12 protein-coding genes are annotated in these 13,432 nt (G+C 58.3%); 6 read left to right on the plus strand and 6 right to left on the minus strand.

Annotated features, from left to right (window positions below; genetic code table 11):
* Positions 1-4: 4 nt before the first annotated feature.
* The 6 genes from panC to AC1XYH_RS13625 all read left to right on the plus strand — a co-directional run bounded on the left by panC (position 5) and on the right by AC1XYH_RS13625 (position 9,812).
* Positions 5-856, plus strand: a complete 852-nt coding sequence (gene panC, locus AC1XYH_RS13600) for a pantoate--beta-alanine ligase (protein WP_483323702.1) — start codon at positions 5-7, stop codon at positions 854-856.
* 250 nt (positions 857-1,106) lie between these two features.
* Entirely contained in the window at positions 1,107-3,047 is a 1,941-nt protein-coding gene (acs, locus tag AC1XYH_RS13605) for an acetate--CoA ligase (RefSeq protein ID WP_483323703.1), read from the plus strand.
* Positions 3,048-3,121: 74 nt separating this feature from the next.
* Positions 3,122-4,303: an acetyl-CoA C-acetyltransferase gene (locus AC1XYH_RS13610; protein WP_483323704.1), complete on the plus strand. Its 1,182-nt coding sequence runs from the start codon at positions 3,122-3,124 to the stop codon at positions 4,301-4,303.
* A gap of 197 nt (positions 4,304-4,500) precedes the next feature.
* The gene (locus tag AC1XYH_RS13615; RefSeq protein WP_483323705.1) at positions 4,501-5,814 is read left to right on the plus strand and encodes an acetyl-CoA C-acetyltransferase; all 1,314 of its coding nucleotides are present in this window, start codon (positions 4,501-4,503) and stop codon (positions 5,812-5,814) included.
* A 13-nt stretch (positions 5,815-5,827) separates the two neighbouring features.
* Positions 5,828-7,954 carry a 3-hydroxyacyl-CoA dehydrogenase NAD-binding domain-containing protein gene (locus AC1XYH_RS13620; RefSeq protein ID WP_483323706.1) on the plus strand — a complete coding sequence of 709 codons (2,127 nt, stop codon included), beginning with the start codon at positions 5,828-5,830 and terminating at the stop codon, positions 7,952-7,954.
* Positions 7,947-9,812, plus strand: coding sequence for an acetyl-CoA hydrolase/transferase C-terminal domain-containing protein (locus AC1XYH_RS13625; protein ID WP_483323707.1), 1,866 nt, complete (start codon positions 7,947-7,949; stop codon positions 9,810-9,812). The genes AC1XYH_RS13620 and AC1XYH_RS13625 overlap by 8 nt, the downstream gene beginning before the upstream one ends.
* 616 nt (positions 9,813-10,428) lie before the next feature.
* Here AC1XYH_RS13625 and AC1XYH_RS13630 read toward each other — a convergent pair.
* From AC1XYH_RS13630 to AC1XYH_RS13655, 6 genes are all read right to left on the minus strand, one after another.
* On the minus strand, positions 10,429-11,112 hold the full coding sequence (locus AC1XYH_RS13630; RefSeq protein WP_483323708.1) for an MOSC domain-containing protein: 684 nt from the start codon (positions 11,110-11,112) through the stop codon (positions 10,429-10,431).
* 73 nt (positions 11,113-11,185) lie between these two features.
* A complete protein-coding gene (locus AC1XYH_RS13635) occupies positions 11,186-11,602 on the minus strand; it encodes a hypothetical protein (protein ID WP_483323709.1) in 417 nt (138 codons plus the stop codon).
* Positions 11,602-12,021: an MAPEG family protein gene (locus tag AC1XYH_RS13640; RefSeq protein WP_483323710.1), complete on the minus strand. Its 420-nt coding sequence runs from the start codon at positions 12,019-12,021 to the stop codon at positions 11,602-11,604. The genes AC1XYH_RS13635 and AC1XYH_RS13640 overlap by 1 nt, the downstream gene beginning before the upstream one ends.
* Positions 12,022-12,107: 86 nt before the next feature.
* A complete protein-coding gene (locus AC1XYH_RS13645; RefSeq protein WP_483323711.1) occupies positions 12,108-12,572 on the minus strand; it encodes a GNAT family N-acetyltransferase in 465 nt (154 codons plus the stop codon).
* A gap of 72 nt (positions 12,573-12,644) precedes the next feature.
* Positions 12,645-13,046: an MmcQ/YjbR family DNA-binding protein gene (locus AC1XYH_RS13650; protein WP_483323712.1), complete on the minus strand. Its 402-nt coding sequence runs from the start codon at positions 13,044-13,046 to the stop codon at positions 12,645-12,647.
* Positions 13,047-13,057: 11 nt separating this feature from the next.
* Positions 13,058-13,423 carry a VOC family protein gene (locus tag AC1XYH_RS13655; protein WP_483323713.1) on the minus strand — a complete coding sequence of 122 codons (366 nt, stop codon included), beginning with the start codon at positions 13,421-13,423 and terminating at the stop codon, positions 13,058-13,060.
* Between the last annotated feature and the right edge of the window lie 9 nt (positions 13,424-13,432).

A 13,432-nucleotide genomic window follows, 5' to 3' on the forward strand; every position in this document is an offset into this window, starting at 1 on the left:
ATAGATGAACACCCTGCACACCATTGCGCAGCTGCGTGCTGCGGTTAGTCGTGCCCGCCAGGAAGGCAAGCGCATAGGTCTGGTTCCCACCATGGGCAACCTGCACGCCGGTCACATTGCATTGGTCGAGAAGGCGCTGCAGCGCACTGACTATGTGGTGGTCAGCATCTTCGTCAACCCCATGCAGTTCGGCGCTGGCGAGGATCTCGACAGCTACCCACGTACCCTGCCGGAAGACCAGAGCAAGCTGCACGAGATCGGCACGCACATGATTTTCGCGCCCAACGTCAGCGAGATGTACCCCGATGGTATGGAAGGCCACACCCGCGTTGCCGTGCCTGTTGTCTCCGAAGGCCTCTGCGGCTCCAGCCGTCCCGGGCACTTTGAGGGCGTTGCCACTGTGGTCAGCAAGTTGTTGAACATAGTGCAGCCAGACTTGGCCATCTTCGGCCAGAAGGACTTTCAGCAGCTTGCGGTTATCCGCAAGATGGCCCACGAGCTGTGTATGCCGGTACAGATAATGGGCGAGCCAACGGTGCGCGCCGCAAACGGTTTGGCGTTATCTTCACGCAATGGTTATCTCAGTGAAGAGCAGCTTGCTAGTGCGCCGCAGCTGTATAAAACCCTGCAACAGATTGCCGCCGCACTGCAGTCCGGTCGCAGGGATTTTGCCTCAGTAATCGAAGAGGCTCGTGTGCAACTGGTCACCGCCGGCTTACAACCCGACTACCTTGATCTGCGCGATGCGCACAGCCTCCAGCCCGTAAACGATCAGAGCCAGGAAGTAGTCGCTCTAGCGGCCGCATACCTTGGCAAGACCCGGCTTATCGACAACCTGCAATTCACCATTAGCTGATCCTCTGAGCGCGGCGGTGAAACCTTCATTGCCGCGCTCTTGCTTACTTACCCCCTGTTACCCAGCTCCCGCGCTAGCAGCTCATCTCATACCAAAGAAGGGTTGAATTGGCTGCGCGGATATCCGACGCTGTATGGCATGAAATGAACGCCTGCCTATACTTTAGGCCCGCGTTCAGGTTTCGGTTGCACCGTGCCTACTCCGGCTGACGCCGCGACTGCCTGATTTCAATAACAACAGGGAACCACCCATGTACAAGATCGAAAACCACAAGGTCTCCGCAGCCGCACGCGCGGTCAGCCATCTCGATGAAGCCGGTTATGAACGTATGTACCGCCAGTCCTTAGAGGAACCTGACCAATTCTGGGCCGAACAGGCGGAACGCTTTCTGACCTGGGACAAGCCCTGGAGCAAGGTTCATCAAAGCGATCTGAGCAAGGGTGAGGCGGCCTGGTTTATCGACGGCAAGCTAAACGTGAGCGTCAACTGTATCGACCGCCACCTGGCCGAGCGCGGCGATGCCACCGCCATCATCTGGGAAGGCGATGATCCCGCAGACGACGCGCATATCAGCTACCGCCAGCTACATGAAAAAGTCTGCCGCCTGGCCAATGTTCTCAAGGCCCGCGGCGTGAAGAAAGGTGACCGTGTGTGCCTGTACATGCCGATGATTCCGGAGGCGGCGTACGCCATGCTGGCCTGCGCACGCATCGGCGCGGTGCACTCGGTGGTCTTTGGTGGCTTCTCCCCGGATGCCGTACGTGATCGCATTCTCGATTCCGATTGCCAGACCGTGATTACCGCCGATGAAGGCGTACGCGGCGGCAAAGCAGTAGCCCTGAAAACCAGCGTGGAAAAAGCACTGAAAGACTGCCCCAACGTGCATACGGTAGTGACAGTACGCCGCACCGGCGCGGATATTCCCTGGACTGAAAATCGCGACATCTGGTACCACGAAGCCATCGAAGCCGTTAGCGCCGATTGCCCAGCCGAGCCGATGGACAGCGAAGATCCGTTATTCATTCTGTACACCTCTGGCTCCACCGGTAAGCCCAAGGGCGTATTGCACACCACCGGCGGTTACCTGCTGATGGCCTCCATGACTCACCACTATGTGTTCGACTATCACCCCGGTGAAGTCTATTGGTGCACAGCAGATGTGGGCTGGATTACCGGCCACTCCTACATTGTTTACGGCCCACTGTGTAACGGCGCCACCACACTGCTGTTCGAAGGCGTACCCACCTACCCGGATGCCTCGCGCTGCTGGCAGGTGATTGACAAGCACAAGGTCAACATTTTCTACACCGCACCCACCGCCCTACGCGCGCTCATGGCCAAAGGTAACGAACCAGTCAAGAGCAGTTCGCGCGCCAGCTTGCGCTTACTCGGCACGGTCGGAGAACCGATCAACCCTGAAGCCTGGGAATGGTATTTCGACATCGTCGGCGAAAGCCGCTGCCCTATCGTCGATACCTGGTGGCAGACAGAAACCGGCGCCGCGATGATTACTCCGTTGCCTGGCTGTACCGATCTCAAACCGGGCTCAGCTACCCGCCCCTTCTTTGGAGTGGAACCAGCGCTGTATGATCCGGAAGGCAATGAGCTGGAAGGCGCAGCGAGCGGCAACCTGGTGATCAAGCGCTCCTGGCCGAGCCAGATTCGTACGGTCTACGGCGATCATCAGCGTTTGATCGACACCTACTTCAGCACCTATAAAAATGTCTACTTCACCGGCGATGGCGCACGCCGCGACGAAGATGGTTATTACTGGATCACCGGCCGCGTAGACGACGTCCTCAACGTGTCTGGCCACCGCATCGGCACTGCCGAGGTAGAGAGCGCACTGGTATTGCACGACTCCGTCGCCGAGGCCGCCGTGGTCGGCTGCCCGCACGACATCAAGGGGCAGTGTCTCTACGTTTACGTCTCACCCATGAACGGCATTACGCCCTCGGATGAGCTGGTCAAAGAGCTCAAGGCTTTTGTCGCCGATCAGGTTGGCGCCTTTGCTCGCCCTGATTATATCCAGTGGGCACCGGGTCTACCCAAAACCCGGTCGGGCAAGATCATGCGACGTATTCTGCGCAAGATTGCCTGCGACGAACTGGATACTTTGGGCGATACCTCAACTCTGGCTGATCCTTCGGTGGTCGACGATTTGATCGCAAACAGATTGAATCAAGCCTGAGACAACTTGTTCTGAACACAGGGCGCCTCTATGCTTGTGCACTCGAAAAAAGTGCCGCATAGAGGAGTCCGTTCATGCAAGAGGTCGTGATTGTTGCCGCCACCCGTACTGCCATCGGCAGCTTTGGGGGCCAGTTCGCCCATGTTCCCGCCCACGAATTGGGTGCGACTGTTATCCGCGCCCTACTGGATCAAACCAAAATCGATCCTGCCATTGTTGATGAAGTCATCCTCGGCCACGTGCTCACTGCCGGTTGCGGTCAGAATCCCGCACGTCAGGCGGCGATCCATGGCGGCCTCCCTCACTCTGTACCGGCAATGACGCTAAACAAGGTCTGTGGTTCCGGCCTCAAAGCCTTGCACCTTGCCGCGCAGGCAATCCGCTGTGGTGATGCGGAAGTTATGATTGCTGGTGGCCAGGAATCCATGAGCCTGTCGCCGCACTTGATCCCAACCTCGCGTGCCGGTCTGCGCATGGGGCACGGCAAGATGATCGACAGCATGATTCATGATGGTTTGTGGGATGCTTTCAACGATTATCACATGGGCATCACGGCGGAAAACCTGGTCGACAAGTACAGCATCAGCCGTGAAGAGCAGGATGCTTTCGCAGCTGCCTCGCAACAGAAAGCCGTCGCCGCGCAAAAAGCAGGCCGTTTTGATCGGGAGATTACCCCCGTCAGCATTGTGCAGCGCAAAGGCGACCCGGTGGTCGTTACGCAGGATGAGCAACCACGCGACGGTATTAGCGCGGACAGCCTAGGCCGCTTGAAGCCCGCGTTCAAAAAAGACGGTACGGTCACTGCTGGTAACGCCTCCAGCTTGAACGACGGCGCCGCCGCCGTGATGATGATGAGCGCAGCGAAAGCCAAGGCACTCGGTTTGCCGGTGCTGGCCAAAATAGCGGCTTACGCCAATGCGGGTGTTGATCCTGCAATCATGGGTATAGCCCCTGTTTCGGCCACGCAACGCTGCTTGGCCAAAGCCAACTGGCAGATTAGTGATCTGGACCTGATCGAGGCCAACGAAGCCTTTGCCGCGCAAGCCCTGGCGGTCAGCAAAGAGCTAAAGTGGGATATGGACAAGGTTAACGTCAACGGCGGCGCCATTGCCCTTGGCCACCCCATCGGTGCCTCCGGCTGCCGTGTGTTGGTGACCTTGCTGCATAGTATGCTGGAACGCGACGCCAAAAAAGGCCTGGCCACGCTCTGTATTGGTGGCGGACAAGGCGTAGCACTGGCGCTTGAGCGCGACTGATATCCCTCCTGCACCCTGAGGCGTGAACAGCGCGTCTCAGGGCTGCATGCCAGCTCGCACACCTGATGTTTCTCATCAGTTAAACAACTCTTCTGCACTGAACTGAAACCCGCACATTCTGTCCTATGCTTGATTGAAGCGCCGCCGTCAGGCCCGCGCCTTTATTATTCTGAGAATCATCAAGACAAGGGCTCCTTATGGATAGCCAGCCGCGCTCTACCGCTCCCAGTCATCAACCTGTGTATATTGTCGACGGCGCTCGTACGCCCTTTCTCAAGGCGCGCGGCAAGCCCGGCCCCTTCACTCCGGTGGATCTTGCCGTGCAGTGTGGCCGTCCGCTATTGATGCGCCAAGGGCTCTCGCCAGACGCTTTTGATCAGGTCATCCTCGGCTGCGTCAATGTGGTCTCCGAAGAAATGAACCCCGCCCGCGTCGCCGCACTGCGGCTTGGCATGGGCGCGCAAATGCCGGCTTTCAGCGTGCAGATCAATTGCGGCTCTGGCATGCAATCAATCGATACCGGGTACCGCTACATCCGCGACGGCGGCGCAGACCTGATTCTGGCCGGCGGTGCCGAGGCCCTTAGCCACGCGCCGCTGCTGTTCAAGCGCAGCGCGGTAGATTGGTTTGCTGAACTCAACCAAGCGCGCAGCCTGCCAGCCAAGTTGAAGGCGTTGGCGCGCTTCCGGCCCAGCCTGATGAAACCCGTTATTGGTCTGGAACGCGGCCTAACCGATCCGATTGTGGATTTGAATATGGGACAAACCGCCGAAGTCGTGGCGCAACTATTCAACGTCCAGCGTGAATCTGCCGATGCCTACGCGCTGCTGAGTCATCAGCGCTTAGCTGCCGCTCAGGAAGCCGGCTGGCTACAAGACGAGGTTGTGCCGCTGTTCGATAAGCAGGGCAAGCAATACAGCCAAGATGACGGTGTACGGCCGAATAATTCGATGGACGCGCTGGGTCAACTCAAGCCGGTGTTTGAAAAACCCTATGGCCAAGTAACTGCAGGCAATAGTTCGCAGATAACCGATGGCGCCAGCTGGGTGGTTTTGGCCTCTGAACAGGCGCTGATAAAACACAACCTCACGCCACTGGCAGTCATCGTTGACAGCCACTGGGCCGCGCTAGAACCCGAAATCATGGGGCTGGGCCCCGTGCTCAGCAGCACCGCGCTGTTGCAACGCCACGGCCATCAGCTGGCCGATATTGATCTATGGGAAATCAACGAAGCCTTCGCCGCTCAAGTTCTGGCCTGTTTGGAGGCCTGGCAAGATGCGAGCTTCTGTAAACACATTCTGGGGCTCGACCATCCCATGGGCCGGCTAGATCCCGGTCGACTGAATATCGACGGCGGCGCCATCAGCCTCGGTCACCCGGTGGGCACCAGCGGCAACCGTATCGTGCTGCACTTGGTCAAGGCTTTGCAACGCCACGGCATGCGCCGCGGTATCGCCACGGAATGCATCGGCGGCGGCCAGTCGGGCGCCATGCTGATTGAAACGCTATAAGGAGACAGACCCGATGACCGCCTCCGTTCTTTCCGCCCTGACGCCCCGGCTGATGGAAATCGGCCCGTTCAGTCTGGCCGAACTCAAATCCAGCCCGCGCGCCTGGCAGCACTGGCACCTCAAGCGGGATGAGCAAAACATTGCCTGGCTGCTGATGGACAAAGCCGACAGCAGCGCCAACGTCCTCTCCGAAGCCGTACTACTGGAACTCAGCGAAATCATCGCCGCACTCAAGAGCGATATGCCGAGCGCGCTGGTTATCCGCTCAGCCAAAGCTGGCAGCTTCTGCGTGGGCGCGGATATCAGCGAGTTCCGCCAACTGCACACCGAGCCCGATGTCATTAGCAAGCTGGTTGATGCGCACCTGCTGGCCCAGCATCTGGTTGACCTCAGCTGTCCAACCATTGCCATTGTCCACGGCGCAGCACTGGGTGGCGGGCTTGAACTCGCGCTGTGTTGCGACTATCGCCTGGCGGTCAAGGGCGCAACCTTTGGCGTGCCTGAAGTATTGTTAGGTCTGCATCCGGGCCTCGGTGGCACCGCACGGCTGCCCGACCTGATTGACCCGCTAGTGGCGATGGACATGATGCTCACCGGCCGCACTATTCACGACGCGCAGGCCAGCAAGCTGGGTTTAATCGACCAGTTACTCGAAGAGCGCCATCTTGGCCCAGCGGTCAGCGCGGTATTGGATGGGCAGGTCAAAGTGGACAGACGCAACCTGCGCGCGCGCCCCTTCCGCCTCGATTGGGTAAGGCGCTTGGCGGCCTGGCGTATGCGTAAACAGGCCGACGCCAAGGTGTCGCCGCAGCATTATCCTGCGCCACACGCACTGATCAAACTGTGGGAACGGCACGGCAACAGCCCGGACCAGGTACTGCATCGCGAAATCTATTCTTTTGCCCACCTGCTGAACACGCCAAGCTCGCGCAATCTAGTGCGTGTATTTTTCCTGCGTGAGCAGCTCAAGGCGCTGGGTGATCCGGGCAAAGGCCGCCACAAACCCGCGCCCATTCGCCACATACATGTGATTGGCGCAGGTGCCATGGGCGGCGATATTGCCGGTTGGTGCGCACTGCAAGGGCTGCGCGTTAGCCTGTTTGATACCGAGCCCAAGAGCATCGGCAAGGCGGTGCACAACCTCGCCGAACTGTGCCGCAAAAAGCACCGCAGCCCCGCGCAAACCCGCGACATTCTCGACCGCCTGATTCCTGACCCGGATAACAGCGGCGTAGCTGTGGCTGACCTGGTGCTCGAAGCGGTGCCGGAAGATCTCGACATCAAACTGAAGGTATACGCCGGGGTGGAGCCGCGCATGAAGCCGGACGCGATCTTGGCCACCAATACCTCGAGCATCCCACTGGACAAACTCCGCAGCGGGCTGGCCGATGCAGGCCGGCTGGTCGGCATTCACTTTTTTAACCCGGTGGCGCAGATGCAACTGGTCGAGGTGGTGGCCCACTCTACCGCGCGCAGTAGCGCGCTGGAGCGAGCTAACACTTTTGTGGGTCAGATCAACCGCTTGCCGGCACCGGTCAGCAGCGCCCCCGGATTCCTGGTCAATCGTGCCCTTACACCCTATTTGATCGAAGCCATCTGCCTGTTGGATGAAGGACTGAGCGCCGAGGCAATCGATCAGGTTGCCATTGATTTTGGTATGCCGATGGGGCCACTCGAGCTAGCCGACCAGGTGGGGCTGGATATCTGCCTGGGAGTTGCCGACATGTTGCGCGAGCAACTCGACAGCAATCTACCCGAAGCGCCCGAATGGTTGCGAAAGAAAGTGGAAAATGGCGACCTTGGCCGCAAAACTGGCAAAGGTATCTACCGCTGGAAGGATGGCAAGGTACAGAAAAAATACCGCCGCAAACAAGCCCCCCGCGGCACTCAGGAAAGGTTGCTGTTGCCTATGCTGAATGCGTGCATGGCCTGTCTGCGTGAACAGGTAATCGACGATGCTGATCAGCTCGATGGCGCCATGATCTTTGCTACTGGCTTTCCGCCGTTCCGTGGCGGCCCCATGCACTATGCAGAACAACTTGGCTTCGACACCATTGAGCAGCAGCTGCAGCACTTAAGCGAAAAACATGGACCCCGCTTCACCCCGGACCCCGGCTGGACGGCTGTGCCAGATGAGTGAGCTGCCGCGCCGCTTTGACGATGCCGAAGCCCTGGTCGATGAAATACTGCAGCGGCTTGGCAACAGCCTGGTGGTCGGCCTGCCCCTGGGGCTAGGCAAGGCCAATCACCTGATCAATGCGTTGTTTCAGAGGGCCCAGGCGAACCCGAAAATCTCCCTGACCATCTGCACCGCGCTAACGCTGGAGAAACCCAGCGCCAAGAGCGACCTAGAGCAGCGCTTTATCGGCCCTTTGTCGGCGCGGCTGTTTGATGATTATCCTGTGCTCGAGTATGCAAAAGCCATGCGCAGCGGCGCGCTGCCCAGCAACATTACCGTGCGTGAGTTCTTCATGCAGCCCGGCGGTTGGCTTGGCGTGCCATTGGCGCAACAGGAGTACACCAGCCTCAACTACACCCATGCACTGGATACGCTGCTGCGCTGGAAGGTAAACCTGGTTCTGCAATTGGTCGCGCCGGGCGAGCAGTCAGCGGACGGCCAGCCTACGCGCTACAGTTTGAGCTGTAATCCGGACATCAGTGCCGATTTGCTGGAACGCCGGCGGCTGGGTGAACTGCCGCTACTAAGCGTCGGACAGGTTAACCATGCCCTGCCGTTTATGGGCGGCGCAGCGGATCGTCCCGCCAGCGACTTCGACTGCATCCTGCAGAGCGAACAATACGAGTTTCCGCTATTTACGCCGCCGCACAGTCCGGCCGCCACCAAGCATCACGCCATTGGCCTGCGCGTCGCCAGCCTGATTGCGGATGGCGGCACACTGCAGATAGGCATCGGCTCGATTGGCGACGCCATCGCCCATGCCCTGCGTTTGCGCCAGCAGCAGCCACAGCGCTTTCACACCCTGCTACGCACGCTGGAAACTCCCGATACCCTGCCTTCGCGTCATTGCGAGCCATTCGAACAAGGTTTGTACGGCGTTACCGAGATGCTGGTCGAGGGCTTTTTAGCCTTGATCGAGGCGGGGGTGATCAAACGCGAAGTTGACAGTAAGCTGATTCATGCCGGTTTCTTCATTGGCAGCCCAGTACTGTACGAGATTCTTGAGCGCCTGCCCGAGAGTACCCGCAACAAGATCGCCATGATGCCGGTCTCTTACACCAACAGCCTGTACGGTGATGAGCAAGCCAAACGTGCCGCTCGCCCCAAGGCCCGTTTTATCAACAGCGCCGTTATGGTGACCCTGACCGGCTCCGTGGTCTCCGACGGCTTGGCCGATGCACAGGTGATCAGCGGCGTGGGCGGTCAGTACAATTTTGTCGCCCAGGCCTTCGCGCTACCGGACGCTCGCGCCATTATCACCCTTCCCGCGACCCGCACCCACAAGGGCAAAATCTCGTCCAACATCTGCTGGCAGTATCCGCACACCACTATTCCGCGCCATCTGCGCGATATGGTGGTGACCGAGTACGGCGTGGCTGACTTGCGCGACAAGAGTGATGCCGAGGTGATCGATGCCATGTTATCGGTCAGCGATGCGCAGTTTCAGCAGGGGCTGATGGCGCAGGCAAAGAAGGTCGGCAAGCTACCAGCGGACTATCAACTGCCGGTCGAGTACAGCCGTAATACGCCCGAGCAGCTGGAGTCCAGTCTGGCAGCCGTGCAGCAACAGGGCGAGCTACCCGCGTTTCCACTGGGCAGTGGCATGAGTGCCGAGGAAGAAGATTTAGCACAAGCATTGAGCGTGCTGAAAGTTCAGATAGGTAGCAAGCGGGCGCTATTTTCGTTGTTTTGGCGGGGTGTGAGGGTTAGCGCCAGCGGGCGCCAGCGCGCTGCGTTGCACCGAATGGGTTTGGCCGAACCTGGCGGTGTTCGTGAGCGCGTTTATCGAGCGCTTTTGCTGGCTACACTGCCCTGCTAGTTCGGCGTAAGGCAACATCGCACCGTAAGAATCAGCCAAGCGTTGTATTTTAGTTAGCAGATCAGCTCATTACCGTTTTCGCCTCTAGGCGAGTCAAGGGGGCATGTTTGCCCATGCCCCCTTAACAATCCCCCAGGGCACCCAGCTGCGCGGCCCTGCGGGTTCGCTGCGCTACTCGCCCGCTCAGATGGGACTGGATAGTCCGTGCGATCACAGGCCTTTTGTGTAAGAGATCAGGCCAGAATATCAAACTCAAAAATCACGCGGTGGCTCGCCATAAATCCCCGTTCCAAGCTGTCGAGTAACGCAGGGGTTGAGCGATTGAGCCGAGGAATGTTGGGGGCGCCTAGCCTGAGCGAAGCGAGTTCCGCAGGCGCGCTCAACACCGAGTAACGCAGAGAAGCCGCAGGCCAGCTTGGTGGTCCAAGCTGGTCGCGTGAATTTCTTTTGGTTATCTTTTCTTTGGCCATTCAAAGAAAAGTAACTCGCCGGCAAAGGCGAAAGGCGTGCTAGAAAATAACACCATGAACGAGCTAGAGCTTTAAATCTCTACAAAGCGCCGTTCTCGTATCCACCGCAAAATGAGACATGCGAGCGTCCAAGCCTGACGAACATCTCAAATGCCTGGCAACTGCCCAGTCGCTAGCTCAGCCCGAGCCTTGCGCTCCTCCATCTCCACCCGCATCTTCTCCGCCACCGGCGAATGCAAAACCCGCTGCACAAAATCCAGGTTATGGCCCTTGGAGTGACAGTAACGGTATACCTCGTTGATAGTCGGATAGATAACATCGGCCTTGAGAACCGTGAACGTTTGGCCTGCCTGAAGGGTACCCGGTTGCAGTACGCGGGCGTAAGCTCCACAGCGCTCGGCTTTAACGAAAGCCTTGGGGAACAGCTTGTCGCCCACGCGCGCCGCTAATGTGGAGCAGGGAATACGTGGCGCGGTGATTTCCAGCAATAGCTCACCCGCTTGCAGACGATCACCAATGCGCAGCGTTGGCCACCAATGCGACACCGTGAGGTTTTCGCCAAAAAAACCGGGGCTGATATCGCGCTGCAATTGCTGTTTCCACCAGTCGATGTCTTCCTGGCTATACAAATACAACGCTTGATCCGGGCCACCGTGGTGCTTGAGATCAGCGATAAAGTCGCCATCAATGCCCGTTTCTTCTATTGCTACGATGCCCTGCAACGGCTGTTTGAAATGGCCGGTACGGGTATGCCGATTACCTACCTGCAACGGCTGTGGCTCGGCCGCATTAATGCTGAGCAACTGTATTTCGTGGGTACTTTGGGACATGACGACAGCAAACTCCGACAAGGCAGGACAGAGTTAGCAGTCGACCGGATCACGCTTGCGCTGTCAACCGGGATCAGCGCTGACGCACCAGATAGCCGCGCCCGAGAAACAGAAAATGTGCGACACCCAACAACGGCAAGACCACCAGCATCATGGTCGCTGCTCGGGACAGCTGCATCAGCTGATAAAATGCCAGTAGCGCACCTATGCCCATCAGTAGGGTAATCACGATTGCCTGAGGCGAGGCCACCTGTCTGCTCGAATAGGTCACCTTGAGTACCAACTGGATCACACCCCAGAACCCGATAATTCCACCCACCAACATCGCCACCAATTGCCAGCGAAACAGGCGGTCCGCATCTTCAGCAAAGGCCAGCGGCAAGGCCACCAGGCCCAGCCCTAACAAAATGACCAAGCTACCAAAACACACCACCGCTTCCAGCAGATAAACTCGGCCACGATCCCGTAATAAATCCACAAACCCCGCCATCAGTGAACCACCAGCACCCAAGCTGCCAGCGCCGTCATAAGCATGAGGATGACGCAGCCAAAGGTGAAAATACGGCGACGCAGTGGCACCCGGTTGGCGCCAGTGTGCACCACTGCATGGGCAATACGGCTGAGCACAAACAGCCAGGCGAGCAGCTGCGCCAACCAGCCCACGGCGCCTAGATGCAGCAAAGCGAATACCAGCACGTAGAAAAGGACCGGTGCCTCAAATTGGTTACGGATATTGTTGTTGATCTTGATGACGCTGTCGGGCCAGGCATCGTCGTGCAAGGCGCGCCGCGCCTCGTCGACTTGGTCCAGCTCCACAGCCCTAAGCTTGGCGCGGGTCAGGGCGATGTACATCGCTAGCGTCAGCGCAATCTGCAGCAGTAACGGCAACAGGATAAATTGGGCGTTCATATTGTTGTTATTCCCTTGGCTTTAGAGTCGTCACGATAGCGACCCGCTGCGCTGACGGCAACAGCCCGGCAGCTTACTAAATCACGTCAATACAGATGCTTCTCCATGCGGTAACGCAGCAGACTAATACCGCCGCGTTGTACTTTCTCCGGTTCAAGGCTGTGGAAACCCTGGCGCTGAAAAAATGGCTGCGCCAGCAAGCTAGCCTCGGTGTACAGATAGGTAACCCCGAACGCCACCAGCCTTATTTCAGCCTCGGCATAGAGTGCGCTCGCTATCCCGCTTCGCGCCGCGTCCGGCGCACAAAACAGCATGTCGATATGCCCATCGTTGGCATAACCAATAAAACCCAGCAAGCCTTGCGCATCCTCAGCCAATAGCAGGTTCAGGCCGCTCAGGTGCGACTGCCAGAAGGCCGTATTGGCTTGCAACGGTGCCCAGGCGTGGCGCTGTTGCAGCGTATAATGACTCGCCGCCAGCTGATGTACCGAAGCGGTAAACAGCGCGACGCAGGCGGCGGTATCTGCGGGGGTGCGTTCACGTAACTGCATTGGTTGCCCCACTTTCCACTTAACCCACCCAGAGCCAGTCGCCTTCAACGCGGCATGCAGTCAAACCTGACCTCATCGACCGTCAGGTTGGGCACCGAGCTGGCCGACGTAAAGAACGGCCTGGCCATGGCGGGCTTCCAGCCCCAGTCGCTGGGTGCGATTCAATCCCTTAACCACCAGAGCATACGAGTGATCAATCATACGTTGCAGCTCACCCACAGGGATTGAGCCGTCATCACGCACCGTATTCCAGTGGCGCTTATTCATGTGATAACCCGGAGTTACGGCGGTGAACAGATCGCGTAGCCCTATCGCCTGTTCCGGGTCGCACTTGAGATTGACGCTCGCCACACCGTCGCGCTCTAACAATAGGGCAAACATTTTGCCCTGTATTTTGAATACGGCAGCTTCGGGGCCAAACGGGAAGCTTTCTTCAGCCTCGGGTTTGTTGAGCAGATAACGGCGTAAATCCATGGTTCATTCGCTCACATGTTCTGCCCGATACGCCACAGCACGCCGCTGGGGTCGGTCACAGTGAAGTCCAGCATGCCCCAAGGTTCTTCGACCAGCTCAGTGAGGCGCACGCCGTAAGTCTTGGCCAGATCCCTTTTGGTCATTTCGGCGTGCCAGGCACGCGCGTCCTCGACCAATAGGTGCATCATGAAGTTATCAGCCAAGACAGGCTCATAGAAATTCTGCAACAGGAAGCTGCAACCCCCCAAGTGAAAATAAGCGACATCACCCATGTCAGAGGCCATGGTGAAGCCCATATCGCGGTAGAACGCTTTGCTCACGGCGTAATCACGTGCGGGTACAAATGCCTTAATTTCCTGCGCGGTTAGTTTTTCCATAACTCCTCC

The organism is Pseudomonas sp. GW-45, assembly GCF_056896675.1.